This is a genomic window from Candidatus Rubrimentiphilum sp. (genome assembly GCA_035710515.1).
Classification (GTDB): Bacteria; Vulcanimicrobiota; Vulcanimicrobiia; order Vulcanimicrobiales; family Vulcanimicrobiaceae; genus Rubrimentiphilum.
The window spans coordinates 153,686-180,192 of sequence record DASTDE010000002.1 but is presented as its reverse complement, the minus strand read 5'-3'; the positions used below and the strand labels follow the sequence as shown (position 1 = coordinate 180,192).

The 26,507-nt window shown below is 61.8% G+C and carries 26 protein-coding genes; 15 read left to right on the top strand and 11 right to left on the bottom strand.

Annotated elements, in window-relative coordinates; all coding sequences use genetic code 11:
- Positions 1-20: 20 nt before the first annotated feature.
- Positions 21-1,547, top strand: coding sequence for an amidohydrolase family protein (locus VFO29_07130; GenBank protein HET9393272.1), 1,527 nt, complete (start codon positions 21-23; stop codon positions 1,545-1,547).
- Positions 1,525-2,505, top strand: coding sequence for an alpha/beta fold hydrolase (locus VFO29_07125; protein HET9393271.1), 981 nt, complete (start codon positions 1,525-1,527; stop codon positions 2,503-2,505). The genes VFO29_07130 and VFO29_07125 overlap by 23 nt, the downstream gene beginning before the upstream one ends.
- Here VFO29_07125 and VFO29_07120 read toward each other — a convergent pair.
- The gene (locus VFO29_07120) at positions 2,498-3,592 is read right to left on the bottom strand and encodes a P-loop NTPase (protein HET9393270.1); all 1,095 of its coding nucleotides are present in this window, start codon (positions 3,590-3,592) and stop codon (positions 2,498-2,500) included. The genes VFO29_07125 and VFO29_07120 overlap by 8 nt on opposite strands.
- 35 nt (positions 3,593-3,627) lie before the next feature.
- Between VFO29_07120 and VFO29_07115 the strand changes: the two genes are divergently transcribed.
- Genes VFO29_07115 through VFO29_07105 form a run of 3 tightly spaced genes read left to right on the top strand, consistent with a single transcriptional unit; the run spans position 3,628 to position 7,287 of the window.
- Positions 3,628-4,482, top strand: coding sequence for a DNA-processing protein DprA (locus VFO29_07115; protein ID HET9393269.1), 855 nt, complete (start codon positions 3,628-3,630; stop codon positions 4,480-4,482).
- A 60-nt stretch (positions 4,483-4,542) separates the two neighbouring features.
- Positions 4,543-5,865: an aspartate aminotransferase family protein gene (locus tag VFO29_07110; GenBank protein ID HET9393268.1), complete on the top strand. Its 1,323-nt coding sequence runs from the start codon at positions 4,543-4,545 to the stop codon at positions 5,863-5,865.
- 36 nt (positions 5,866-5,901) lie between these two features.
- Positions 5,902-7,287, top strand: a complete 1,386-nt coding sequence (locus tag VFO29_07105) for a glycoside hydrolase family 47 protein (GenBank protein HET9393267.1) — start codon at positions 5,902-5,904, stop codon at positions 7,285-7,287.
- A 10-nt stretch (positions 7,288-7,297) separates the two neighbouring features.
- On the opposite strand, the gene VFO29_07100 is transcribed toward VFO29_07105, so the two are convergent.
- A complete protein-coding gene (locus VFO29_07100; GenBank protein HET9393266.1) occupies positions 7,298-8,632 on the bottom strand; it encodes a M20/M25/M40 family metallo-hydrolase in 1,335 nt (444 codons plus the stop codon).
- A gap of 20 nt (positions 8,633-8,652) precedes the next feature.
- On the opposite strand from VFO29_07100, the gene VFO29_07095 reads away from it, so the two are divergent.
- Both VFO29_07095 and VFO29_07090 read left to right on the top strand, forming a co-directional pair.
- The gene (locus VFO29_07095; GenBank protein ID HET9393265.1) at positions 8,653-8,925 is read left to right on the top strand and encodes a GIY-YIG nuclease family protein; all 273 of its coding nucleotides are present in this window, start codon (positions 8,653-8,655) and stop codon (positions 8,923-8,925) included.
- The gene (locus VFO29_07090) at positions 8,926-9,420 is read left to right on the top strand and encodes a peptidylprolyl isomerase (protein HET9393264.1); all 495 of its coding nucleotides are present in this window, start codon (positions 8,926-8,928) and stop codon (positions 9,418-9,420) included.
- 12 nt (positions 9,421-9,432) lie between these two features.
- On the opposite strand, the gene VFO29_07085 is transcribed toward VFO29_07090, so the two are convergent.
- Entirely contained in the window at positions 9,433-10,308 is an 876-nt protein-coding gene (locus VFO29_07085) for a serine hydrolase (protein ID HET9393263.1), read from the bottom strand.
- Positions 10,305-11,099 carry an ABC-2 family transporter protein gene (locus VFO29_07080; GenBank protein HET9393262.1) on the bottom strand — a complete coding sequence of 265 codons (795 nt, stop codon included), beginning with the start codon at positions 11,097-11,099 and terminating at the stop codon, positions 10,305-10,307. Before VFO29_07080 ends, VFO29_07085 begins: the two co-directional genes overlap by 4 nt.
- Between VFO29_07080 and VFO29_07075 the strand changes: the two genes are divergently transcribed.
- From VFO29_07075 to VFO29_07065, 3 genes are read left to right on the top strand one after another with little or no spacing between them, the layout of a single operon-like run.
- Entirely contained in the window at positions 11,087-12,019 is a 933-nt protein-coding gene (locus VFO29_07075) for a hypothetical protein (GenBank protein HET9393261.1), read from the top strand. The genes VFO29_07080 and VFO29_07075 overlap by 13 nt on opposite strands.
- On the top strand, positions 12,016-12,741 hold the full coding sequence (locus VFO29_07070; protein ID HET9393260.1) for a pirin family protein: 726 nt from the start codon (positions 12,016-12,018) through the stop codon (positions 12,739-12,741). Before VFO29_07075 ends, VFO29_07070 begins: the two co-directional genes overlap by 4 nt.
- Positions 12,738-13,001 (top strand): UBP-type zinc finger domain-containing protein, encoded by a 264-nt coding sequence (locus tag VFO29_07065; GenBank protein HET9393259.1) that lies wholly within the window; start codon positions 12,738-12,740, stop codon positions 12,999-13,001. Before VFO29_07070 ends, VFO29_07065 begins: the two co-directional genes overlap by 4 nt.
- A 1-nt stretch (position 13,002) precedes the next feature.
- On the opposite strand, the gene cydB is transcribed toward VFO29_07065, so the two are convergent.
- The 5 genes from cydB to VFO29_07040 are packed head-to-tail and all read right to left on the bottom strand — an operon-like array spanning position 13,003 to position 17,854.
- Positions 13,003-13,974 carry a cytochrome d ubiquinol oxidase subunit II gene (gene cydB, locus VFO29_07060; protein HET9393258.1) on the bottom strand — a complete coding sequence of 324 codons (972 nt, stop codon included), beginning with the start codon at positions 13,972-13,974 and terminating at the stop codon, positions 13,003-13,005.
- Complete coding sequence (locus tag VFO29_07055; GenBank protein ID HET9393257.1) at positions 13,971-15,302, bottom strand: cytochrome ubiquinol oxidase subunit I; 1,332 nt, start codon at positions 15,300-15,302, stop codon at positions 13,971-13,973. The genes cydB and VFO29_07055 overlap by 4 nt, the downstream gene beginning before the upstream one ends.
- On the bottom strand, positions 15,295-16,086 hold the full coding sequence (locus VFO29_07050) for an ABC-2 family transporter protein (GenBank protein HET9393256.1): 792 nt from the start codon (positions 16,084-16,086) through the stop codon (positions 15,295-15,297). The genes VFO29_07055 and VFO29_07050 overlap by 8 nt, the downstream gene beginning before the upstream one ends.
- Entirely contained in the window at positions 16,083-16,853 is a 771-nt protein-coding gene (locus VFO29_07045; GenBank protein ID HET9393255.1) for a hypothetical protein, read from the bottom strand. The genes VFO29_07050 and VFO29_07045 overlap by 4 nt, the downstream gene beginning before the upstream one ends.
- Complete coding sequence (locus tag VFO29_07040) at positions 16,850-17,854, bottom strand: ATP-binding cassette domain-containing protein (protein ID HET9393254.1); 1,005 nt, start codon at positions 17,852-17,854, stop codon at positions 16,850-16,852. Before VFO29_07040 ends, VFO29_07045 begins: the two co-directional genes overlap by 4 nt.
- Before the next feature lie 53 nt (positions 17,855-17,907).
- On the opposite strand from VFO29_07040, the gene VFO29_07035 reads away from it, so the two are divergent.
- Positions 17,908-18,510: a cytidylate kinase-like family protein gene (locus tag VFO29_07035; GenBank protein HET9393253.1), complete on the top strand. Its 603-nt coding sequence runs from the start codon at positions 17,908-17,910 to the stop codon at positions 18,508-18,510.
- On the top strand, positions 18,507-19,751 hold the full coding sequence (locus VFO29_07030) for an MFS transporter (protein ID HET9393252.1): 1,245 nt from the start codon (positions 18,507-18,509) through the stop codon (positions 19,749-19,751). Before VFO29_07035 ends, VFO29_07030 begins: the two co-directional genes overlap by 4 nt.
- Here the strand turns inward: VFO29_07030 and VFO29_07025 are convergent.
- A complete protein-coding gene (locus VFO29_07025; GenBank protein HET9393251.1) occupies positions 19,748-20,155 on the bottom strand; it encodes a hypothetical protein in 408 nt (135 codons plus the stop codon). The two genes, VFO29_07030 and VFO29_07025, sit on opposite strands and share 4 nt — an antisense overlap.
- 365 nt (positions 20,156-20,520) lie before the next feature.
- On the opposite strand from VFO29_07025, the gene VFO29_07020 reads away from it, so the two are divergent.
- Positions 20,521-21,333 (top strand): alpha/beta hydrolase, encoded by an 813-nt coding sequence (locus VFO29_07020; GenBank protein HET9393250.1) that lies wholly within the window; start codon positions 20,521-20,523, stop codon positions 21,331-21,333.
- On the opposite strand, the gene VFO29_07015 is transcribed toward VFO29_07020, so the two are convergent.
- Entirely contained in the window at positions 21,330-21,518 is a 189-nt protein-coding gene (locus tag VFO29_07015) for a hypothetical protein (protein ID HET9393249.1), read from the bottom strand. The genes VFO29_07020 and VFO29_07015 overlap by 4 nt on opposite strands.
- 63 nt (positions 21,519-21,581) lie before the next feature.
- Between VFO29_07015 and VFO29_07010 the strand changes: the two genes are divergently transcribed.
- Positions 21,582-22,337, top strand: a complete 756-nt coding sequence (locus VFO29_07010; GenBank protein HET9393248.1) for a hypothetical protein — start codon at positions 21,582-21,584, stop codon at positions 22,335-22,337.
- A 40-nt stretch (positions 22,338-22,377) separates the two neighbouring features.
- The gene (locus VFO29_07005; GenBank protein HET9393247.1) at positions 22,378-26,475 is read left to right on the top strand and encodes a DEAD/DEAH box helicase; all 4,098 of its coding nucleotides are present in this window, start codon (positions 22,378-22,380) and stop codon (positions 26,473-26,475) included.
- Positions 26,476-26,507: the final 32 nt, after the last annotated feature.

Below are 26,507 nucleotides of genomic sequence, written 5' to 3'. Positions count from 1 at the left end.
AGCGCAGTCGAAGGGTGAAGGTGAAGGCGCTCCGTAACGCGCGCGTTTATCGGTACGATCCGCGCCGTGGTTCGTACTCCCGGCACAACGGGCTGGTGCTGGACGGCCCGACGATCGTTTCGCTCGATCCATCGAGCGCCGGCGCGACCGTCGAAGGAATCGATCTGCAAGGCGCAACGGTTCTGCCGGCGTTTGCCGACTGTCACGTGCATCTTACCGATACCGGGCATTTCCTCGACGAACGCAATTTGAACGGCGTGCGCTCTTACGACGAATTCGCCGCCGCGGTGACTCGTTTGCCGCGCGAAACATACGTGCTGGCCGGGCAATACGACGAGAGCGCGTGGCGCGACGGACGTCTCGCCGACGCGGCGCCACTGGAGCGCGAACTCGCGGATGCGTTTGCGATGCTCGTGCGCGTTGATGGACATTCATGCATCGTGAATCGCAAGACGCTTGCGTGGCTTAACCTTCCGCCCGCTGTGGGCGGAAGCGAGAGAAACCACGAGGGTGGACCGACCGGAAAACTGTTTCTCGAAGCGAACTGGCGCGCACAAGCGGCCTTCATGGCGAAGCTGCCGCTAGCCGCAAAACGAGCCGCTGACAAACGCGCGACCGAATTGGCGCTCTCGCGCGGCTGCTTGCACCTGCACGCGCAATTCGTGGGCTTCGCACGCGATCAATATGCAGACGAAATCGCGGCGCTCGGCGATCTGCCAAGAGCTAAATGGTATCCGAAGATCTGCGAGCCGGATCCTCGACTCGCCAAAGAGCTCGGCCTGCCGTTTATCGGCGGCGACGTGTTTCTCGACGGATCGATCGGAAGCTGCACGGCAGCCGTTAGCGAGCCTTTCGTTTCACAGAACGGCGGGCCGCCGAACCGCGGCGAGCTGAATTACTCCGACGAACAGGTCTACGAGTATTTTTCGACCGCCGACTCGCTCGGGGTCTCGGCGGGCGTTCACGCCATCGGCGACCGCGCGATCGAACAATGCGTCGCAACGTGGGAGCGCGTCCTCGGCGGAAAACCGAGCGCGACCGGTTGCCGCCACTTTATCGAACATTTCGAAATAGCGCGCGACGATCACATCGAACGCTGCGCGCGCCTGGGCATTTACCTTTCGATGCAGCCGCAGTTTGATATGCTTTGGGGTGGTGTGGGCGGCATGTACGAGCAGCGGTTGGGATCTCAGCGGATGCGCAGCATGAACGCCCTCGGACGAATCGAACGGGCCGGCGCGGTCCTGTGCGGGGGCGACGACAGTCCGGTCTGCGAACTCGCACCTTTGCAAGGCATGCAAGCCACAGTCGATCATCATGAGCCGCGCGAACGGCTCTCACCGGGGCAGGCCATCACGATGTACACCTACAACGCGGCTCGCTTGGCGCACGCGGAGATGCGCACCGGAATGCTCGCCGAAGGATATGCGGCCGATCTGGCGATCCTCGATCGCGATCCGCTCGACGGCGACGAGTTTACCGATTGCCGCGTTCTTGCAACGTGGTGCGATGGGGAAGTAGTGTATGCAGAAGATCAAACGAGATAAGTTTCTAGTTCTAACGGGCGGCGCGGTCGCCGCGTCGGCGCTGCCGTTGCCTTCTTTTGCGTCTGAATCCGATCTAGTACTTCGAACTGCGACGGGCTCCATTTCCGGAACCCTGCTCATGCCGGCGGGCTCGAAGCCCGTTCCGGTGGTGCTGCTGATCGCCGGATCGGGTCCTACGGATCGCGACGGCAACAATCCGACATTGCCCGGCAAGAACGATGCGCTGAAACTCTTGGCCAATGCTATGGCGGCGCGCGGCATAGCGACATTGCGTTTCGACAAACGCGGTATTGGGGCAAGTGCCGCGGCGATGACCGCCGAGAAAGACATTCGCTTCGATACGTATATAGACGACGCCGCAGGCTGGATCAAGTTGCTGCGTGCTAACCCGCGTTGCGCAAAGATTACGGTTGCCGGACATAGCGAAGGATCGTTGCTCGGCGCCATCGCCGCCCAGCGGGGAAATGTCGCGGCGTACGTGTCGCTGGAGGGTGCGGGACGGCCCGCATACACGGTTCTGCGCGAGCAGTTGCGGCCGGCACTCGCGCCGGCGTCGCTCGTCCAAGCCGACGCAATTATGGCGCAATTGAAAGCCGGTAACGTCTATACGGGCGACATTCCGGCCGGCCTTGAGGGTCTATTCCGTCCGTCGATCCAGCCTTATCTCATTTCATGGTTTAAATACGATCCGGCGGTCGAGGTCGGCAAACTTCGGATTCCGGTAACGATCGTCCAGGGTACCGCCGACGTACAGGTGACAATGGCCGACGCCGAAGCGCTGAAGAGTGGGAGTCCATCGGCGAAACTGGTCGTCGTTCAAGGAATGAACCACGTCCTCAAGATTTCGCCGGACACGTCGTCGCAAGCTGCGATTGTGGCCGGCTATTCGAATCCCAAACTTCCCGTGGCGCCGCAAGTTATCGACGCGGTCGCTTCCGCCGCGAAGGGCACTAGATAATAGAGATCGTTTCCTTCGGTTTGGGGTGAGCTTCGATCGCCGCAAGCACCGCAGCGGCCAATTCGTCGCAGATGGGATCGTCGATCTCTTCGACGCGGCCTTCATCCGCCAGCAGCGCTTTCTGCGGATCGATCGGAATGCGTGCCAGCAATGGCGCCCTGGCGAGTTCCGCCACGCGCTCCGCATAAGAGGGGCCAAAGATTTCGTACTTCTTGCCGGTATCAGGCGCGATGAAGTACGACATGTTCTCAACCACGCCGAGAATCGGCTTCTTTAATTGGTGAACGAGGTTGGCCGCTTTGCGCACGATCATCGTGGCCAGCGCTTGCGGCATCGTCACGAGGATCACGCCGTCGATCGAAAGCGACTGCAGAACCGTGAGCGGCGCGTCCGAAGTGCCGGGCGGAAGATCGATTAGCAGAAAGTCGAGATCGCTCCACAATACCTGTTCGTAAAACTGACGGATCACGCCGGAAAGAATCGGGCCGCGCCAGATCATCGCTGTGTCTTCTTGGTCGGTCAACAAATTTGAACTGACGATTTCGATTGCGCTGCGCGACTGCGCCGGCACCATAAGCGGCGGCGGATTGCCTTGGGGCGTTGGTTTCGCATCGGGATCGGCTTCAATCAACAGCGGGGTGCGCAAGCCGAAGAGTTTGGGAATCGACGGCCCGGTGATGTCCGCATCCAGAATGCCGACACGCAGATTGCGGCGGCGCAGCCCGAGCGCGATCAAGGCGGTGACCAGCGACTTGCCGACGCCGCCCTTGCCGGACATGATCGGCAGGACGTGCGCGATCTTTGCATGCCGTTTGAATTCGCCCGGCGCGCGCCGCAGCGGCTGGCGATCTTCGTTGTTGATATTGGGGACAAAACCGGAGAGCCGCGCTTGCACGAGCGCCGCGATTATCGGCTCGATGCGCAGCCCGTGCGCTTTGGCGCCCTGCTCGATGGTTTCGTACTTGTTCACGCCGCAGCCGGCGCAATGCAGGCCGAACCGGCCCAGCACCTCGGCCGCGATGGGCAGATCCTGGACCAACTCGGCGATATTGCTCTGCGGACCGATCTCGATCTCGACGTGCGGCATGGGGAGGGAGTTCGGGGTGCGAAGCCCCCGGTCTTATGCGAGAGATGTCGCACGAGCAGCTCGTATTGCTTGCCGGGGCCTATCTGCACATGCCCGCACGCCGTTTGCGCTCGCTCGCCCGCGGCGAGGATCCCTCATTAAAAGAATGGCTGGAAGGCGATTCCGCCCGGCGTCTGGCGCACGCCCGCCGTCAAGCCCGGGAGGCCTCTGCGAAATTGGCGCGCCTGGGCGCGTCGCTCGTGACGATTGCCGACCCGCGCTATCCGAAGGCTTTGCGCGATCTCGACGATCCGCCGGCGTTTCTGTGCGTCCGCGGCGCGTTGCCGGCCGATGGAATTGCGATCGTAGGAACGCGCACGCCGCTGCCGGCGGCGCAAGAGTTCGCTCGCGAATTTGCGCGGCGGCTCGAGTTGCCGATCGTCAGCGGACTTGCGGCGGGCATTGATTCGGCAGCGCATCGCGGCGCATTGGACGCGGGCGTGCCGACCGTTGCCTATGTTGGAACCGGCCTAGGCGTAACCTACCCGCCCGAGAACCGGTCGCTGGAAGAAGAGATCGTCGCGCATGGCGGCGCGATCGTCAGCGAACGCCTGCCTGACGAGCCGGTATCGAAGCCGGCGCTCGTGCATCGCGATCGCTTGCAGGCCGCGCACGCGCGCGCGGTGGTTCTTGTTGCGAGCGAAAGCAACGGCGGCGCAATGCTGACGATGCGTTTTGCCAAACAGCTTGGCCGTCCGCGTTTTGCAGTCGCCGCCTATGGCGATCCGTCGTATAGCGGAAACGCGCAGGCCCATGCCGACGGCGCGCGCGTGCTGCCGTTCGATGTTGACCGCGCGCTACATGCGCTACAGGAGTTTCTTTCCGCTTCGCCCGTTGGAGTGCCATCCTGAGCTTGTCGAAGGACCCCCGAGCAGCGCGCCGTTAAGCGGGCCTGACGAGTGGCGCAAAACATGCAGACAATCGCGGAGCTTGCGAGCGCCGCACTCGCAGGCGGATGTGATTCCCCCGTGCGTTCGGGCTGGGCCGTGGGCGGCACACCGTTCATTCAGAGTCGCGGCGACGGCGCATATGCGTTCGATGAAAACGGCGAGCGTTACATCGACTACATCATGGGTTATGGCCCGTTGCTCTTCGGATACAATCATCCGGCGCTGACGCGCGATCTCGACGACCTTGCGTCGCGTGGTGTGCTCTACGGGTCGACGCATCCCGAAGAAGTGCGTCTAGCGGAGCGCATTCGCGCGCGGATTCCTTCGATGGAGCGCATCCGGTTCACCACAACCGGCAGCGAGGCGATGATGAGCGCGGTGCGCGTCGCGCGCGCTTTCACGCAACGAGATCTCATTCTGCGATTTGCCGGGAACTATCATGGTCACTTCGACGCGGCGCTCTTCGCCGCCGGGGCTTCGGCAAAGACCGCGCACGCCCGTCGCAGCGGAATACCCGCCGGCGTACAGCGCGACGTCGCCGTCGCGCGCTACAACGACTTGGAGAGCGTGGACGATGCCCTGCGCGGCCGCGAGGACGAGATCGCGGCAATTCTGGTCGAGCCGGTTGCGGCGAATATGGGCTTGGTGCTGCCTGTTCCCGGGTTTCTCGAAGGCTTGCGCGAGCGCGCGGATCGCAGCGGTGCGTTGCTCATTTTCGACGAGATCATTACCTGGCTTCGCTTCCGTCATCGTGAGTTTGATTGTCATCCTGAGGTATCGAAGGACCGCGAGCGAAGCGAGCGGCCCCGAGCGGAGTCGAGGGGCGTGCAGCCTGATATTACCGCGATCGGGAAAATACTGGGCGGTGGTTTCCCGATTGCCGCATTCGGTGGCCGGGAAGATGTCATGACGATGCTCGCGCCTGACGGCCCCGTCTTTACGGGCGGCACCCACGCGGGCAACCCATTTGCCGTGGGGATGGCGCATCGCGTGCTCGATCTGCTGGAAGCGTATCCCGAGTGTTACGAAAATACGGACCGGCTTGCGAAGCGGCTGGCAACTGGCATTAGAAGCATTTTCGAGCGACGCAGTCTACCCTACGCGGTCGTCCAGCACGAGTCTGCGGTGGATTTTAAGTTCCGCGCCGGCGCGCCAAACCGCAACTACGACGACGCACTGTTGGCCGATTCAGCGCGGTATGCGGCTTACTATCACGAAATGCGCAGGCGAAAAATACTCTTGCCGCCTTCACAAAACGAAGTGATGTTTCTGTCGACCGCACACACCGTCGCCGACGTGGATGAAACGCTGACTGCAATTGATGAATCATTGTTGTCATCGTGAGGTATCGAACGACCCTGAGCGCAGTCGAAGGGCTGCATGAAACGTCGTAGCTTTCTAACCGCAGCGAGCGCAGCAGCGCTGCTGCCCGCCGAGCTCGCATGTCTGCCGCCAGCGGTGATGCCACCGCCGGATGCGATCGCCCGGCAAGTGCGCGACGAATTCTTGCATGCGTGGAACGGCTATAAATACATCGCGTGGGGCTACGACGAGGTGCGCCCGGTGAGCGGCAGGCCGTCAAACTTTTTTCTGAAGAACCATTCGTTCGGGCTCTCGATCATCGAAGCGATGGACACGCTCTATGTGATGGGCCTGGATGCCGAGCTCGAGTCGTGCGTGGCGTGGCTGCGCGATCATCTTGACTTCGACGTCGACGGCGACGTGCAGATGTTCGAAGCCATGATCCGCATGGTGGCCGGGCTGATCACCGGTTACTACGCCACCGGCGAAAAGTTCTTGCTCGACGGCGCGCGCGATCTGGCCGACCGCCTGCTGGTGTGCTTTACGAAGTCTCCCACCGGTGCGCCCTATCGTTACGCCAATCTAAAGACCGGCGCGGTGCGCGAACCACAGATGGTGCTCGCCGAAATCGGTTCCAACATCTTGGAGTTCGGCGATCTTTCGCGGCTAACGGGCGACCAGAAGTACGTGCAGGCTTCGCTCAAAGCCTATGAAGCCGTCATTGCAAAACGCTCGTCGTTGAATCTACTCGGAACGACGTTCGACGTCGAAAAAGGCGAGTTCAGCGATACGGACGACGTCGCGCCCGACGAACCGGTCGATTCCTTTTACGAATATCTTTGGGGCGGCTGGCAAATGCTTGGGCTGACTCAAACCCGCGACTGGTACCGCCTGCTGACCGACGCTATCCTCAAATACAAAGTAACGCGCGTTTCAGGAAATCTCTGGTTCAGGACGGTGAATTACAAGGACGGGCAACCGACTACCGACACGACGAGTTCCGAACTCGCTGCGTTTTACGCGGGTCTGGTGGCCAAAGGCGGAGATCGCGCGGTCGGTTCGGCGTTCTACGACTCCTGGACGGCAGCGCTCGACAAGTACGACCTAATTCCGGAAGTGATCAATTACAGTGATCTCTCGATCGTAAGCCCGCGGCACTGGCTGCGGCCTGAGTATCCGAACTCATCATTCGATCTCTGGTTTCTAACAAAAGACCCGAAATATCGCGTCACAGCCTACCAGTATTTTGAAGCGCTGCGTTCGAATTGCCGGGCGCCGCGCGGCTACACGGTGCTCACGGACGTTCGCACGCGGCCAATGACGCAAGGCGACTATTTCCCGGCATATTCGTTTTCGGAGAACTTCAAGTATCTCTACCTGATGTTCGCCGACTCACCGCGATTCGACAGCGCGAAATACTACCTGAACACCGAAGGCAAAATCATGCGGGGTATGCTGCGATGAGCTCAACCGGCTACTGCCGCACCGCCACCGGATAGACCGCCGGACTTACCAGTCCCTGTGCGTCTACCGACCGTACACCTAAGATAAAGTTGTCTTTGCTGACCGGCACCGTCGCTTGCGTGACATTACCGACGTTTTGCGAATGCTGCCACAACGGCGAGGTTGTCTCGCGCCAAACGATTTCATAACTGACGGCCCGGGCCGCAGGCTTCCAGCGCAGCGTCGAATCGTTCGTGAGGCGATCGATTAGAATTTGCGCCGTCCCCGGCTGATCCGGCCCGAGCGCCAGCGCGGCGAGCGCCGCAACGTTCATGCGCGTGACCGCTGCCAGATAATTCCAATCGTTGTATTGCGGCAGGTCGCCGTATTGCACGCCGTTCTCGACGCGCACGTTTTGGTGCTGGTGCCGGAAATCTTCGTGTATTTCGACGAAGCGGATTGCGGGGAAGCCCTGGGCCGTGAACGACTCTTGGTCGCCGCCCCGGCGGAAACGGTCGGCGCGAAAGATGAGCGTGGCGTGCATTGGCGCGACGTACTGCTCCGAGATGTTCTTGACGAAGCGTGCGATTTCGCGCGAGGGCGAGTCGTTTTCGGAGCCTGCCACGTTGACCGCACTGATTTTTGCATCGTCGGGAATGCCTTGGCTGAAGACGCGAACCAGGCGGCGATCGGACGAGCCGGCCGGAGCATTCGAAGTGCCGATGATGTCGTTGTTGAGATCGGCAACGACGTCGGTGCCCGCCGCTTTCAATTCACGCGCGAAATGATCCGAGCCCCACAAGTTGAGTTCCTCGCCATCGAAGACTGCAAAAATAATGGTGCCGTGAAACTGTTGCGCCGCCATCACCTTAGCGGCTTCTAACACCGCGCTGGTCCCGGACCCGTTGTCGTCCGCGCCGGGCGCGCGGCCGCGTCCGTCGGTGCAGTCGCCGTCGCAGTCGTCATAGTGGCTGGACATAACGTACGTTGGCCCGGGGGCATCGCCGCGCAGTGTCGCGATGATGCTCGATTCCGTTACGGCGCGCGGCGTCCGGGCTGTCTTGTCTTGCAAGAACGTATCCAAAGAAACAGTCATCCGCCCGCCGCTCCGGAGCGCGGCCGCCTCGAACTGCGATTTGATCCAATCGCGAGCCGCAAAGACACCTTGCGTGGGCGAGTTGAGATCGTCTGAAAAATCATTGCGCGTGTAAAAATCCACCAGGCGCGTATCGTACGCACGCAAATCGGCGGCCGAAACGGCTCGCACCAGAGCGGCAATCCGCGGGTCCAGCGCCGGTTTTGCGGAGGCCGAGGTAATCGTCAGGGCGAGCAGCGCAAGCGCTGAAAGAAAGCGGGAAGAGTGCATGTAACTCAGTTCACGACACTATGTTCGTCTACATCCTGGCCTGTGAAGACGGTTCGCTCTATACCGGCTGGACCGACGACCTGGAGCGTCGCGTGGATCTGCACCAAAAGGGCCGAGGATCGAAATACACCCGGTCGCGCCTCCCCGTTCGGCTGCTTGCCTGGATGCAAGCGGACGATTCGTCGCAGGCAAAAAGCGTTGAGGCTCGCTTTAAGCAGCTGAGCCGAGACGAAAAGCTGACGGCATTGGACGCGGGCAAGGCCTTCGGACTCGAAGTGCACAAAGCTTCCTAGATGGCAACACATACGGCTCCCGTCGGCGAGGAGTTGCGCACCCTTCTCGACCGCGCAAAAACCTCGACGGCGCGCATCACGACGCCCAAGGGCGACATGGTCTTTACTTTTTATGCCGACGACGCGCCGCAGCACTCGGCGGCCTTCGTCAAACTGGCGGAAGCCGGGTTTTATGACGGGCTGGCCTTCCATAGAGTGGAGCCGGGCTTCGTCATCCAAGGCGGCGACCCGAAAGGCGACGGCACCGGCGGCCCCGGCTACAATTTGAAGGCCGAATTCAACGATCGTCCGCACGTGCGCGGCACCGTCGCGATGGCACGCGCCTCGTCTCCCGACTCGGCGGGCTCGCAGTTTTACATCTGCTTAGATGACGCGCGCTTCTTGGATAAGCAATATACGGTTTTTGGACAACTCACCGATGGGTTTGAAACACTCGACGCGATCCGGCGCGGCGACGAGATCACAAAAGTAGTGATCGAGTCTCGGTCATCCTGAGGTATCGAAGGGCTAAAGCATAGTTCCGGCGAGCTTGCGGTACACCAACCGCGAGATGTTCGCAATGCCGTGAGCGGCGACGGTCCAGCCGTTGAGTTGCATCGTATACACGGTGAGGACGTACGGCGAGAGTCCGAACGGATCGACGATTCCGACGTCGGCGCGCGTACCGGTCAGCTCGCCGGTTTTATTCGCAACGGGCACGCCGTGCGGCACGCCTGCCGGAATTTTATCGCGATCCGTTTGCCCCAGCATGATTTGAATCATCGCTCGGCAGGTTTCCGGATCGGCGACCGTGCGAATTCCTTCGCGCGTGCCGCGTTCGATCTCGAAGAGCAGATGAGCCATGTCCCGCGGCGTCGTGCGGTTGTCGTGGTGACGCAAGACCGCCGCCGTATCCAGAAAATGACGCCGGAGTTTGGTGTGCGGCATTCCGGCGTGACGCGCAGTCGCATTGAGTTCATCGAATCCGAAGTGCGTGATTAACAGGTTCGCTGCGGTGTTGTCGCTCACTTGGATCATCGGCACGATCAGCTCGTGCACGCTGAAGCGCTCGCCGCTTGATGCGCGCGACATGAAGTCCGAGCCGCCGATGTAATCGTGGCTATGAAATGTGACGGGCTCACTCATTACCGACGGGTCGCTTTCCGCTAACCGGAACGCCGTCAGCATGATCAGCATCTTGATCGTCGAGGCGCTTGGAAACGAGACATCAGCGTTGTAAGCAACGACGGGCGGGCCATCCGCCATGGTGCGCGCATAGACGCCGACGGTCGCCGGAATTCCCTTGATGGCTTCGTGTAAAAGCGCGCCGAACGATTGCGCCAAGGCCGCCTGCGGCCAGCATGCCGCCGCGGTCACCCCGGCGACGAATGCGCTGCGCTTCACGAGCCAGTTCCCTGGTAGTGCTGCAAACCGAATCGCCAGAAAGCGTAGGACAACGCCAGCCACGCGAATCCGACGAGCGGCGTCAGTAATCCGATCTGCGGCGAAAGGGAGAATCCCGTTTCGGCCTTGTGCAGCAGAAACGTCGCCGGGAAATAGTTCATGAACGCAAACGGGAAGACGAAAGCCAACAAAAAGCGCACGCCGCGCGTATAGATGCTGATGGGATACCGCGTAAACTCTTGCTCCAGCGACATCACGACCCACCGCAGCGTATCCACGCGCACGAACCAAAACGAGATAGTCGCCACGGCCAGCGATATTCCCAAATCGATGAGGGCGCCCCCGACCATGACCAGCGGAACGAACAACACAAAGGCCGCGTCGACGTTCACGCCGCTGTAACGCGTCGCCAGCACGAAGTAGATGAGCGCCAAAATAATGCCGTCGGGGAAGAGCTGCGCGGGAACCGTCAGGGTCTGGAAGAGCGTGTCCTGGGGACGCACCAGGAACCTGTCGAAGCGGCCCTCACGGACGTACTCCGGGACGCTGACGACGTTAAAGAAGAACGCGTTGTGAAACTCGTGTCCCAGCATCCAGAGCGCGTAGAGAAAGGCCATCTGCTTGAAATCCCAGCCGTTCATCGACGGGAACATCCGCAGCGTCACCCAAAGCGCCGCGATCGCGGTTGCGTGGTAGATGATCGTGAAAGCGAACCACATGATGAAATTCGCGCGATACTCGAGCATCGTCAGGAAGTTGATGCGCCAATACTGGTAATATGTCGCGAGCATCCTTAACCGAACGTTTTACTCTTGAAACGACCCTTCCCGTTAAGGCGCCGTACCGTTTAGATCTTACGGCCGAAGCGTTGCGGCGGCTGGCCGCCAACGCCGTGGACCTCGTCGCCGAAGACGGGACCTATCGCCGCATGCTGACCGACGCGGACGGTTCGAATTTGATCGAGGTGCAGCAACGCGACGCCGGCACGCTTGCGCTGAAGATCACCGGAGCGCAGCCCGAGCGCTGGGTGCCGGTCGTGACGGCGATGCTGGGAACGCAAGCGGAACTCGACGAGTGGGAATCGCGCGTACAACCTTTTCCGTGGCTCGCCGAGCTCACCGAGCAACTCCGCGGCATGCATCCGCCGCGTTATCCCACGCTGTGGGAGGCGCTCGCGCACGCCATCGTCTTTCAGCAGATCAGCATTCACGCCGCGACCGCCATCATGCGGCGCACGGTCGAGACGATGAGCGAACCAATCGAACATGGCGGCGTCACCTACTATCCATTCTTCGATCCGTCGCAAGTATTGTTCGCGCCGGACGAACCGCTGCGGGCCGCCGGACTGAGCGCCAATAAGGTCGATCACCTCCGCACGGCTGCCGCCGCGGTCGAAGACGGGGCGCTGTCCGAAGAACTTCTCGCCACGATGGACAGCGCGGAGGCCGCCGAACGGTTGCGCACGTTGCGAGGCATCGGTCCGTGGAGTGCCTCGGTCGTGCTCTTGCGGGGCCTCGGGCGCCTCGACGTCTTTCCGCTCAAAGACTCGGGCGTGGCCCAATCGCTGCGCGCCCTCTCCGGCGATCCGGGCCTCGACGCGGACGCGCTGCTTTCCGCTTTGGGCCCGGTCAAGGGAATGCTCTACTTTCATCTGTTGCTCGGGCGAATGCGCAACCTCGCGGCCGCCCCGGCCGATTCTAGCCTTACATGAACACAATTTCCGAGCCGCCCACCACTTTCGCCGTTCAGCGGGCCGGCGAACGGTTTTTCGCCGATCACGGCTGGCTGAAGACGTATCATTCCTTCAGTTTCGCCGAGTACCACGATCCGCAGAACGTACAGTGGGGCGCGCTGCGGGTATTCAACGACGACTACATCGCAGCGGGCGCCGGTTTTCCGACGCACCCGCACCGCGACATGGAGATCCTGACCTACGTTCTCAGCGGTGAATTGGAGCATCAGGACAGCATGGGAAACAAAGGCGTCGTCAAAGCCGGCGGCGTGCAGTTCATGAGCGCCGGCACGGGCGTGCGGCACTCCGAGAACAACGCGCGCAAAGACTTGGACTTGCATCTCGTGCAGATGTGGGTGCTGCCGGGCCGCCTGGGAACCCCGCCGACCTATGGGCAAGTCGATTTTACGGCCGCCGATCGCCACAATCGCTGGTTAACGGTTGCATCGGGCGAGCCAAACGTCGAGACGCCGATTGTGCTCACGCAAAATGCAACGCTCCGCGTGGCGCGTTTGGAGAATCACACTTTGCGGCACACCTTCCAGCCGCAACGCTACGGGTTCTTGTTCGTCGCTGAAGGGCAGATAAAGGTCAACGACGAGACTTTGCGCGCCGGTGACGCGCTGCGCACCTACGATATCGAACGCATCGAGCTGCAGGGTACGGGTGAAACGGTTCTCTGGGACGTGCCGGCAGCATGAGCGAAACCTGCACGCATCTCGACCACATTCACAAAGTTCAACCGCGTACGCCCGAAGGCTGCGAAGAGTGCCTGAAGATCGGCAGCGACTGGGTGCACCTGCGCGAGTGTTTGGAGTGCGGTCATATCGGCTGCTGTGACAATTCGATTAACAAACATGCCACCAAACATTTCCACGCCACGAAACACCCGATCATCCAATCGTTTCAGCCGGGTGAAAACTGGAAGTGGTGTTACGTCGACGAGCTGATGTGGGAGTAATCTAGGCTTTACGGCTTAGCACGCGGCGCGCAGCCAGCGTTGCGTAAATCAGCACGGCAGGCAAACCAATCGCAACGGCGATAAAGGCGCTCGGCAGCGACTGCGGCGTCGAGGCCGCGGCAATGTCCAATCCGCCCGAGCCGATCGGAAACGCGGGCAACAAGTACGGATAGAGTGTGCCGGCCGCCGAGATCATCAGCGCCAGCAGAAAGATCGATGTCGCGGTTAAGCAAAGCGCGGCTGACTTCACGAAACGCGCAGCGACAAGCGAGGCGACGCCGAGGATCGGGACGAGCCAGAGCACGGCGTTATGCACGGGATGGACGGCCATTGTCGCCGCCGTGACGCCGGCGTAGGCCACGAGCGCGATCGGCCATAGGATAACGAACGCTTTTTGGGCGTGCGCTCCGATCTCCGAGCCGGGATCGGAACGCCAGCGCATGAACGCGGCGCCGTGAAGCGCGAGAACGATCACGCTGAAGACGCCGACGCCGAGCGCGTACGGATTCAGCAAAAATGCGAACGTTCCGGAGAAGAATCCGTTTTGCCCCATCGGAAGCCCGCGCAAGAGATTGCCGATTGTTACGCCCATCAGGAGCGCCAAGAGCGAGCTCGCAATTGAGAACCCGACGTCCCAAAACCCGCGCCACAGCGGGTCGGCGAAGTGTCCGCGCAGTTCGATCGACAACCCGCGAACCATCAACAGCCACAGCGCGACCATGAACGGCAGATAGAACCCGCTGAACGATGCGGCATATGCCTGCGGAAAAAATGCAAAGAGCGTGCCGCCGGCGGCAATGAGCATGACTTCGTTGCCGCTCCAGAACGGACCGATGGTCGCGAACGACGCGGTGCGCTCGCGGTCCGTGCGCGCGACGAAGAGGTGCAGCGCGCCCACGCCAAGATCGAAGCCGTCCAAGAGAACATAGGCGCCCAGCATTCCGGCCAGCACGACAAACGCGGCGGTATTCATTTTGCTACCGCCTCGCTCTCGGGTCCGAGCGCGATTTGGCGCAGGACCAACAGCATGAAGAGCAGTCCGATGATGAAGTACATGCCGGCGAATCCGATCGTGGTGAAGATGACTTCGCCAGCAACGACGTTGGGCGAAGTGGCATCCGCGGTTCGCATGAGTCCGTAGACGATCCACGGCTGCCGGCCTACCTCGGTTGCAGTCCAGCCCGCCTCATTCGCAATATACGGAAACGGCATTGCCAGCATGAGAATCCATAGCATCCAGCGCGCGCGCGGCAAACGCCGCAAAAACAACAACACCGCTGCGATCACCATGATCGCAACGAAGATCGTCCCGAGCCCGACCATCACGTGGTAGGCGTAGTACGTCAGTTCGATCGGCGGTCGCTGGTCGCCGGGGTATTCTTCCAGCCCTTTGACGGTCGCCCGGAAATTACCATAAGCGAGAAAACTCAGCGCATCGGGGACGTAGATCGGATCGATGAGCTTCTGATGAGGAACATCCGGCATGCCGAAGATCGCGATCGGCGCACCCTGCTTGGTGTGAAAAAGGCCCTCCATCGCGGAGAGTTTGATCGGCTGATCGCGGGTGACGTCGACGCTGTTCCGGTCGCCGGTCGGGAAAATGACGATCACGGATGCGATCAGGCCCACGATGACGCCGGCCCGGACGAAGCGTTCGCCGAAGCCGGTTTGCCGGTTGCCGAGCAAATAGTATGCTCCCACGCCCGCTACGATGAAGGATCCGGTCAACAGCGCGCCCGTCATGACGTGCGCGAACTGCCACCAGGCAAACGGCTGCAGCAAAAGAGCCGGCAGCGAGGTCAACGCAATCTTTCCGCCCGAAAGCATCGTGTAACCGACGGGATGCTGCATCCACGCATCGGTCGCGACGATGAAAAATCCCGAAACCCAGGCTCCAATCCAAATCGCTACCGCCGAGAACGCATAGAACCCCGCCGAAACTCGAGTGCGTCCCAAAATAAAGATGCCGATGAACACAGACTCGAGGAAAAACGCGTACACGCCTTCCATCGCGAGCGGTTGGCCGACGGCGCTGCCCGCGCGCGCTGAAAAGATAGCCCAGTTCGTTCCGAACTGGAATTCCATCGGAATTCCGGTCACGACGCCGACGGCAAAGTTGATTGTGAAGATTTTCGCCCAGAAACGCGCCGCGCGAATCGCGTTTTCGTCATTTTGCCGGACGCCCTTCACGGTGTACCACGCGATGAACGGCGCCAGTCCCATCGTCCCGATTGGAAACAAGTAATGGAACATGACCGTAAACGCGAATTGAATGCGATCCGCGAAGACGGCGCTAGCCACCTTGAATCACCACGCGCCGCGCGGCGGCGCGCCAAATGACGAACGAAAGCGCGCTAAAAAACATCAGCCACAAAACTTGTATGGTGAAGTACCGTGCATAGTCCTGCGGCTGAACCACACCGACGTAGATGAGCAGCGGCGTCGAATAGATCGCTGCGAACGGCAGCGCGAAAACGATCCGTCCAAAAATGCCCGGAAAGAACGTCAGCGGGATGATTTGGCCGCTGAGCAGATCCGAAACCCATCGGACGATCAGTTGAATCGCGAACGTCTCCAGCGTCCAGAACGCGATCGCGTTCATCACAAAGTTCACGAAAAAATTCAGCAAGTAGCCGATCGCAAACGAGAAGAGAAAGGCGGCGAAAACAGGAGCGGACGGTACGTCGATGTGCACGAGCAGCAGTGCAAACAGTATCGAGGGGATAACCAGCAGCGCGTGCAGCCCCGTCTGCCCGAACCCGTCGCTGAAGAAGTAGAACGGCACGCTGATGGGTTTCAACAGGTCGGTTGCGATCGTGCCTTCACGAATCTTCTCGCGGATCAGCCGCGTTCCGTCAACTTCTAAGATGAGCGACATCAGCAGCGCGACCGTGGCGTAGGTGATCATGCTGTGGAGCGGCAGGTTCATCGGCGCGAGGTTCTGCGCGTAGAGCGCCGTCCAGACCGAGCGCAGCAGATAGACCCGTACGATAAGCGAGCCGATCTCCGTGAAGACCTCGAGCCGGTACGTCGCTTCACGCGCGAACGCTTTTTTAGCGAACTCGACGTACGGCGCCAAGGTCATTTTTTGGCTTTTTTCTCCCGTTCGATCGCGGCTTCGCGCCGCAGCCGCGCTTCCTCGAGCTCGACGAACATCACGTCCACGACTTTCTCGACTTCGGTGGCCTGCGTCGGCGGCGGTTCTTCAGTGCGCCGCGGCGGCGGTTTGGGCGCGGCCTTCTTGGTCGCTTCAGCTATCACCGCATCTTGCGCATGCGTCTTGCGCAGGAACTTCGCGTAGTTCTCCGCGGCTTTGGCGCGTACGTCGTCCGAGTCGGGCAGGTTGAAGACATCCTGGAAGAAGTGCATCTTGGCGTGCACCTCTTCGGCTTGGCGCGGCGAATAGATGGTGGCGGGATCGCCGTGCGCGATATTGAGCATCGGCACGTGCTGGCCGGACTTGACCCGCGTGTTCACGTGAACGATGCCGCCGATCGCGACGCTGACGCCTTCCTCGACCGTCGCGCCGTTAAAGATACGCGCGCCGGAAGCGATAAAGACGCCCGGTTCGATCGTCGCGCCGACGATGTAGGCCGCCGGGCCGATGAGGCAGCTCTCGCCGATGGTGCACGGAAACTGCATGACCTTTCCGCCGCTCGACTTGACGACGGCGTTCTCCATCACCACACTGTTCGCGCCGACCACGACCGGCGCGCCCTCCGCGCTGACGACGGCGCCGAAGAGCACGGCGCAGCCCTCTTCAATCGTGACGTCGCCGCTGATGGTCGCGGTCGGCGCGACGTAGGCGCTCGCGTGGATGTTGGGTTTCTTCGTTCCGCTCGAAATAATCATGAGTTAACGGGCTCCTGGTCGTAGCCTTCGACGTAGATTCTTCGGATAATGGACTCCAAGTCCGGTTCTTCGATGCTGATGTCGCGCAGTTCGTAGCGTTGCGTCGCTTCACGAATGAGTTGATCGGGGCGCACACGCCGCCGATCGAACCGGTAGCGCACCAAGCCGCGATCGTTCGACTCGATCTCCGCTCCCTCGAGCACCGGATCCGGGTGGGGCTCCGAGAGTGTCAGCACGAGCGTGCGGTGCGTTCCGTACTGTTCCTTAATGCGCTCGACGCCGCCGTCGTAGATGATCGTGCCTTTATCGATTAAGATGATGCGCCGGCAGAGCCGCTCGACGTCGGCCAGATCGTGCGTGGTCAGAATGATGGTCGTTCCGCGATCCTGGTTGATGTGGCGGACGAATTCGCGGATGGCTTCCTTCGCGACGACGTCGAGGCCGATGGTCGGCTCGTCCAAGTACACGATGCGCGGGTCGTGCAGCATCGCCGCCGCGAAGTCACCGCGCATTCGCTGTCCGAGCGAGAGCTGCCGCACCGGCGTCCGCAAAAACGGCTCCATCTCGAGCATTTCTTTGAAGCGCTGCACGTTGCGCTCGTACCGATCGCGCGGAATCGAGTAGATCGCGCGCAAGAGTTCGAACGATTCGACCAGCGGCAAATCCCAATAGAGCTGGCTGCGCTGCCCGAAGACGACGCCGATGTTGCGCGCATTGTCGTTGCGCCGCTCGTAAGGGACGAGGCCCGCGACTTCGATCGTGCCCGACGTCGGCACCAAAATGCCGGTGAGCATCTTGATGGTCGTTGACTTGCCGGCGCCGTTGGGGCCGATGTACCCGACCAACTCCCCCGCTTCCAGCTCCATAGTGACGTCGCGGACGGCGATCTTGTCTTCGTACTCGCGCGAAAAGAGCGTGCGCAGCGCGCCGCCCACGCCGGGCCGCCGTTTTGGCGTGCGAAAGGTCTTGCGAAGATCGCGCGTCCGAATGATCGGGGGCATCAGGAGCCTGCTTAGGCCGAGGCTCGCGCGGGCCCTCGGAGAAAGACGCGAAAGTGGTCATCACGATCTCGAATCGCTACGGCTGCGGAGCGCTGCTGGTCGCGCAGCACGTCGCCGAGACGCTCGGCTACGAGTACGTTGACGAGCAGCTGCCGGTCGTCGTCGCGAAGCGCTTGCAAACCTCGCCGGAGGCTGTCGAGTCCGCCGAAGACATCGGACAGACGATGGGCGAGCGGGTGTTGCGCAGCCTCGAGCTCGGAACGCCCGAAGTCCGCGCGGAACCGGGGCCGACGTTCGATGAAGAGTGTCTGCGCGAAGTGCAAGAAGCGGTGCGCGAGTACGCCGCGCACGGCAACGCGGTGCTCATCGGGCGCGGTGCGCACGCGATTTTGGGGCGCAGGCCGGGCGTGCTGCGCGTTTTCATGCTGGCGCCGCGCGAATGGCGCATCCGCCACGTCATGGACAACGCGAACGTAGACGAAAAGACTGCCACGGCCGAACTCGACCGTATCGATCGCGCGCGGGGCGAATACGTTCGCGCCTATTACGGCATCGATTGGACGGACGCCGCGAATTACGACTTGGCGGTCGATACCTCGACCTTCGGCGTGGAAGGCAGCGCGGCCATCATTATCGCGGCAGCACGCGCGCGGTGAGCGTCGAGCGCGCGCTTCCGCGCCGCCGCATATCGATCTTCTCCGCGCTGAGGTTTCGCGATTTCCGGTTGCTGTGGACGGGCCTGCTCATCTCGAACGTCGGCTCGTGGATGCAACTGACCGCGACGGGCTATTACATCGCGCAGCTCGCGGGCAACGCGCACACCGCGGCGCTGTACCTCGGATTCCAAGGGTTGGCTCGCGCGGTGCCCGTGATCGTGCTCTCGCCGGTCGCCGGCCTTGTCGCCGATATCTGGCCGCGCCGCCGGATACTGTTCATAACGAATTCGGCGATGGCGCTGCTGGCGATGATGCTGGCCGTTTTTACGAGCCTCGGCTGGATGAATATCGTCGGCCTGATTCTGATCAACGCCGCCAGCGCGGCGGCGCTTTCGTTCGATTCTCCGGCTCGGCAGAGCTGGGTGCCGCTGATGGTCGATCGTGAGTACGTCGGCAACGCGATCGGTTTGAACTCCATCGCTTTCAACGCGCCGGCCGTGCTGGGACCCGCCATCGCGGGCCTGCTGATCGTTTCGGTCGGCATCGCCGATTCGTTCTACGTCAACGCTATCGCGACGCTGGCCGTGATCGTTGCCCTGATTTTCATGAAGCCCGCTCCGCCGAGCACGGTTCGGCCCGAGAGCTGGCTGGGGTCGATCGCCTACGGCCTGCGCTTTCTCTTCGAACACGCCATTTTAAAATGGATTATCCTGATTTTCGTCGTTACCGCGATCCTAATTCGGCCATACAGCATACTGCTGCCGGCGTTCGTGGTAAACACGCTGCGCGGCAACGCCTTGGATCTGAGCCTGGCGATCTCGGCGACCGGCGCAGGTGGTTTCTTCGGCGCGTTGCTGGCAGCGTACATGGGCACGCGGGAGCGGCGCGGCGCCATTTTGTTGGGGGCTGCGGCAGTAATGTCGCTCGGCGTTTTCAGTTTGGGATTTATTTGGAGTCTGTGGCTCGCGCTGCCGGTGCTATTCATCATCGGCACCGCCACGATGCTATTGCTCGGCGCCTCGAACATGCTCATCCAAACGCTCTCGCCGGACGACGTGCGGGGGCGTGCGATCTCGGTCTACACGATGGTTGCGCTGGGACTGGTACCGGGCGGCGCGCTGATCGTAGGCGCGATCGGGTCGCTCATCGGTCTGCACTATACGTTCTTGCTCGTCGGAGCGGCGACGGCGCTCTTCACGCTCTGGCCGTGGCTGACGCGCCCAATTCTCCGGACGGTCTAGGGCCATTGCATTGGGACTTTTCTCGACCATGTTGAGCCGTCGTCAAAAGTAACATCTTCGATGACGCATTCCACGCCGCGATAGTCGGCTATGAACTCTCTGCCCACGTAGATCCTGAACCGTAGCTTCGCCGAGCGCTTAGGCAGAATGTGAACGGTGTACTCCTGGTGGTCTGCCCCGCTGTAATAGCCGCTTTCATCACGGGTCGCAAACATGAGGCTCAGGTGGCGGGTCGCACGCTCGGTCGTATCCATAGCATCAAATGACCCGACAACGTGATCGCCGCGCGCCTTCGCGCTGCAATGATTTGTTGTAACGGGCTCTTTTTCGGTAGCGGCACATGCCGTCAGCATCAAGACACCAAAAACCGAGCCTGGAATCCAGCGGCGAAGAGTCGGTGCCATTTATGGGTGATTCAGTCCCTCTAGCCACCGTTCATGCGGCCCTCGACTTCGCTCGGGCGTGGTTCGACAGGCTCACCATGACACGCGGGACGGACGGTATGAAAAAAGCGCGCCGGTGAACGGCGCGCTATAAGGAAAACGCCGAAGCGTTTAGTTAGGCGGCCTTTTTCCGGCGGCGGCGCCGCTTCGTGGCCTTTTTACGTCCCGTTGCTTTACGAGCGGCCTTCTTGCGTCCGCCCTTGCGCGCTGCTTTACGGCGCTTACGGGGAGCTGCTTTTGCAGCTGCCTTTTTCCTTCTACGTTTGACTGCCATTTAAGCTCAGTCATCCTTTCTCTGGCTGGGTAAGCAGCCAGGGGTGTTGCCTATGTTATACAGTATTACGAGCGTCGTGACAAGTTTTCGCGTTGACGACGCCGTGCTCGATGTCGTCAGCGATGGTAACGGCGACGCGATCGTTCTGCTTCACGGCTTTCCGCTGACGCGCGAAATCTGGAACGCGCAGACTTCCGCGCTCGCGCAAACGCATCGTGTTATCACTCCGGATCTGCGCGGCATGGGACGATCCAGCGCGCCCGGCGGACCGTACTTGATGGAAACTTTGGCGGGTGATGTGGCGGCGATACTCGATGCGATGTCGATCGATCGCGCGACGATCGCAGGTCATTCGCTCGGCGGTTTTGTGGCGCTGGCGTTCGCGCGGATGTATACGGAGCGCGTATCGCGTCTAGCGCTGATTTGCAGCCGCCTTGCGGCGGATTCGCCTGAAATAGCGGGCTTTCGCAACGATCTGGCGGATCGGTTGGAACGCGAAAATAGTATCGAACCGGCGCTTGAATCGTACTTGCCGCGGCTTTTTTCGGACGCGACGTTGCGCGACAATCCGAGTGTGATCGAACGCGTGCGTGCAATCGTGCAGACGAATTCGCCGCAAGGAGCTGCCGCAATGCTGCGCGGGATGGCGCAGCGCACGGACTCCTACGACATTGCGGAAGAATTGAAGATGCCGGTGCTGATCGTTGCCGGCGCGGGCGACAAGATTGGGTCGCTGGACGAGGCTCGGGAAACGTGCCGCGCCTTTCCGGCGGCGCAGCTGCAGGTCATGCAGAGCAGCGGGCACCTCCCGATGCTCGAGGAGCCCGCGGCGCTGACGGCGGCGCTCGCCGCATTTGCGGCTTAGGGCCGGTAGCGGGTTATCGGAGCGTCTTTTCGCCGGCGCGCGAGGTTAGTCAGGAACAGAATTCCCAAAACCAAAGCGGCGATGACCGCGGCCACGACGACCACCTTCAAAAGGAAGATGGCGACGAAGAAAGCCACGATCGCCAGCGCGACGATCAAGGTAAGGCGGATGAACGCGTTCAGCATGCCCTCTACTACTGAGGTCGAGGGTGACGGGTTTCGTCCGGGCCGGCTCGAACTTTCCAGCCTATGAACCGCTGCCTTCATCTTACCTGTGCATTTGCTTTACTTTCCGGCTTCGCGGGCACAACGGCCGGCGCTCAGCAGGGCAAACCGATGCGCCAGCTCGCCTATAGCTTCGATATAAGCATCACGCAGGATCGCACCGTGCATAGTTCAGGCGTCGGCGAGGCCGGCGGCGGCACGGGCAGCGGAATGACGCACTACGGCGGCGGCAACAGCGACAAAGGCACGATAACGATCGACGTCCTTATGGTTCAGCCGGATACCGGCTTGGTCGTCTCCGTAGCCGAGCAAGGCCGTGGCGACCGGACCGCGGCGCCGGCAACGTGCGTCGTTTATGGGATCGGCAGCGTTGTTTGCGACCCTGACAAGAAAGTGAACGAAGAAGAGATGTCGCTGCTGCGCGTGCTCGGAAGAAATTTCGTGAACCCCTCGCAGCTGGATCTGAAAAAGCACTGGCAGAACGTGAACGCCATGCCCGGCGGCAAGGAAGTCAACGATTACACGATCTCGAGCGACAATAACAACGGTCTGCTGAGCATCGATTACCAGCGCGCCCTGACCATCGAGGGCGCCAACGGCTATCGTGCGGACACCAGCGGCAACATCTCCTACAATCAGAAGCTGAGCGTGCCGCTCAAGCTGAAGGAGGACACCGTCACCCGCCGGCACGTGGGCCAGGGCCAGGACGACCGAATCGAGCAGCAGCTCACCCTCACCCTGACCACCGACTCCCTCGCGCAAGCCGCGACCATCCCGTAGCAGAGGGCCGGCCTCCCGCCGTCGAACACTTGTTCGCCTCATGAATCCCGTTCTTGACGGTCTGCACTTAGAAGGAAGCAACGGAGCCGCGACTGCCGCATTGAGCGGCTTCCATCCGCTGGTGCGCGAGTGGTTCACGTCCCGGAATTGGACGCCTACCGACCCACAGATTCAAGGCTGGCCGCTGATTCGCGCCGGCCACGACGTTCTGATCTCGGCCCCGACGGGCTCGGGCAAGACGCTGGCTGCCTTCTCGCTTTGCCTCGATGAACTCGTTCGCGCCGCGGTCGACGACGCTCTACCGGACGCCACGCTGGTCGTCTACGTCTCGCCCCTGCGGGCACTCAGCAACGACGTGCACAAGAACCTCGAACTTCCACTTGGCGAGATTCTGGCGCTAGCCAATCAGCGGCTGACTCCGCTTGCACCGATTCGCGCGTTCGTCCGCACCGGCGATACCAGCACGGCCGACCGCCAACGCATGCTGCGTAAACCGCCGCACGTGCTGGTCACCACGCCCGAGTCGCTCTTCATTCTTATGACGTCTGAAAAGTCGCGCGCGCTCTTCACGCGCGTCTCGACGGTTATCGTCGACGAGATCCACGCCATGGCCGCCGACAAACGCGGTTCGCATCTGGCGCTGACGCTGGCACGCCTTGATGCGCTCGTGCAAGCCGGCAGCGGGCGCAAACCGCAGCGCATCGGGTTGTCGGCCACCGTTCATCCGATCGAAAACGTCGCGGCGTTCCTCAGCCCGAACGCACAGATCGTCAATCTGGGTCTCCGGCGCGAGATGCACACCGTCGTCGAGGTGCCTAATGACGAATTGGGACCCGTCGCCAGCACGGAGATGTGGGCGGAGATCTACGACCGCGTCGCCGATCACATTCGCGCGCACCGCACCACGCTGGTCTTCGTAAGCACGCGGCGCATGACCGAACGCGTTGCCTTCGCGCTCACGGAGCGCCTGGGCGAAGGCGTCGTCATGCCGCATCACGGCAGCCTCTCCAAAGAATCGCGCTTTAACGCCGAAAATCGGCTGAAGAACGGCGAGTTGCGCGCGGTCGTCGCCACGGCGTCGCTCGAACTGGGCATCGACATCGGTTCCATCGATCTGGTCGTGCAGCTGGGATCGCCGCGCTCGATCGCGGTCGCGCTGCAGCGCATCGGCAGATCCGGCCACTGGGTCGGCGCAAAACCCGAAGGCCGGCTCTTCGCCACCACGCGCGACGAGCTGCTGGAGTGCGCGGCGCTCGTGCGTTCGATCCGCAGCGGCACTTTGGATGCGCTCGTGATTCCCGCGGCGCCGCTGGACATTCTCGCGCAGCAGATCGTTGCCGCAACCGCGAGCGGCGAGTACGAGGTCGACGCGCTCTTCGACCTGGTGCGCTCCGCGTATCCCTACCGCGATCTGACGCGCAAAGATTTTGACGACGTCCTCGACATGCTGGCCGACGGCGTCGCGCATTCGCGCGGACGCAGCGGCGCGTTTCTGCATTACGACCGCGTGAACCAGCGCGTACGCGCCCGGCGCGGCGCCCGCTTAGCGGCAATCACGTCCGGCGGAGCAATACCGGACACCGCCAACTACAACGTAGTCGCCGAACCCGAAGGGCATGTCGTAGGCACGCTTGACGAGGACTTCGCAGTGGAAAGCTTGGCGGGCGACGTGTTCTTGCTGGGCATCACGTCCTGGCGCATCCGGCGCATCGAGCCGGGCATCGTGCGCGTCGAAGATGCGCACGGCGCCGCGCCGACGATTCCGTTTTGGAACGGCGAAGGCCGCGGCCGTACGATCGAGCTCTCGCATGAAGTTTCGGCGCTGCGCGCCGCGATCGACGAACGCGACGATCCAACCGCGATAGAGCTGCTCGAACGCGAGTGCGGCCTGGATCGCGCGGGCGCGGAGCAAGCCGTCACCTACGTACGCGCCGGCAAGAAAGTGCTGGGCGTCGTCCCGACGGATCGCACCATCGTTGCCGAGCGCTTTTTCGACGAAGGCGGCGGCATGCAGCTGATTCTGCACACGCCCTTCGGCGCGCGCATCAATCGCGCGTGGGGGCTGGCGCTGCGCAAGAAATTCTGCCGGTCGTTCAACCTCGAGTTGCAAGCTGCCGCCACCGACAACGGCATCTGCCTCTCGCTCACCGACCAGCACGCCTTTCCGCTCGATATCGTCTTCGAATACGTGAAGACCGCCAGCGTCGAGTACACGCTGACGCAAGCGCTGCTCGCGGCACCGATGTTTGGTGCGCGTTGGCGCTGGAATGCGACGCGCGCGCTTGCGATTCTGCGCATGCGCGGCGGACGCAAAGTGCCGCCGCAACTGATGCGCATGCGCGCCGACGATCTGCTGGCCTCGGTCTTTCCGGACCAAGCCGCCTGCGCCGAGAATCTGACGGGGCCGATTCGGATTCCGGATCACGTCCTGGTGCGCGAGACGATCGCCAACTGTCTGCACGAAGCCATGGACTTGCCCGGGCTGATGACCATTTTGCAGGCTATCGAAGACGGCAGTATACGAACTGTTGCGGTCGATACGCCCGAGCCCTCGCCGTTTTGTCACGAGATCCTCAATGCAAACCCGTATGCCTACCTGGACGACGCCCCGCTGGAAGAGCGCCGCGCGCGTGCGGTGCAGCTGCGCCGGACGGTTCGCGACGATCTCGACGGCGCCGGCATCCTCGACGCGACCGTCATCGCCGAAGTCGCCGAAGAGTCGTGGCCCGTCGTCCGCGACGCCGACGAACTGCACGACGCCATGCTCACGCTGATCGTACTGGCGCCCGCAGCGCACTGGAACGCTTGGTACGACGAGCTCGCCGCGCAAAATCGCGTCATAACTTTGGACGTCGCCGGCACGCCTTTCTGGGTCGCTGCCGAACGCGCGGATCTCGCCCGGTCCGCCTTGCTGCAGCAGCAAGAAGAATCCGTTGCGGAAGTGCTGCGGGGATGGCTGGAATGCAGCGGTCCGTTGACGGTTGGCGAAATGGCGGAGCGTTTTCGCGTGGATGCCGCGCTAATTGAAGCGGCGTTAATCCGCCTCGAAACACAGGGGCAACTGTTGCGTGGCCGTTTTCGCGGCGGCGAGCAAGAAGAGTGGTGCAATCGCCGCGTGCTCGCGCGGATTCATCGTCGTACGATCGGACAGCTGCGGCGCGAAATCGAGCCGGTTACCTCCGCGGAGTTCGTCCGGTTTCTGCATCGCTGGCAGCACGTCGAGCCGGCGACACGCCTGCACGGCGTCGACGGCACGCTGCAGATCGTCAAGCAGCTCCAAGGATACGAAATTCCGGCGGCGGCGTGGGAAACGCAAATTCTGCCTAAACGCGTCGCGGGATACCGCTCCGAATACTTGGACAAGCTCTGTTACTCGGGCGAAGTGATGTGGGGACGCCTGGCGCCGCATCCCTCACTTGCTATTGAAGAGGGCGAAGTCGCGCGCCGCATCCGTCCGACGAAGATCGCGCCGATTTCACTCTTCACGCGCGAGGACTCCGGCGACCTGATCGTACGGCGTGAGGATGGCGTCAGTGGCCTCTCTCATGCGTCGCGCGAGGTCCTCGAAGTTATACAGAATCTGCGCGCGCCGTTCTTCACCGAGATCGTTCGCGAAACCAAACGCTTACCGGCGGAGGTCGAGGAGGCGCTTTGGCAGCTCGTCGCTGCCGGGCTTGTTACCGCAGATGGATTCGATGCGCTGCGCTCGCTGATCGATGCCAAGCGCAGGCTGGGGGAGAAGGGGCTGCGCGCTCGTCCTCGCTCTTCGAGCGGGCGCTGGACTCTGCTCGCTTCCACGACCGAGCGTATCGATCCAGAAAAATTCGCGCGGCAGCTGCTCGAACGCTGGGGCGTGCTTTTCCGCGACGTGATCGCGCGCGAAAGTCTTGCGCCGCCGTGGCGGGAGCTCTTGCAGGCGCTGCGCCGGCTCGAGGCACGCGGAGAAATTCGAGGCGGCCGTTTCGTTTCGGGCTACGTCGGCGAGCAGTTTGCGTTGCCGGAGGCGATCGAAGCGCTGCGCGCCGTCCACCGCGGCGGCGACGATGGCGAACTCGTGCAGGTTGGCTCTTACGATCCGCTCCAGCTTGCCGGCATCGTTCTTCCGGCTACGCGCCCCGAACTCGCATTGTCATCCTAATTGTCATGGTGAGGTATCGAACCACCCCGAGG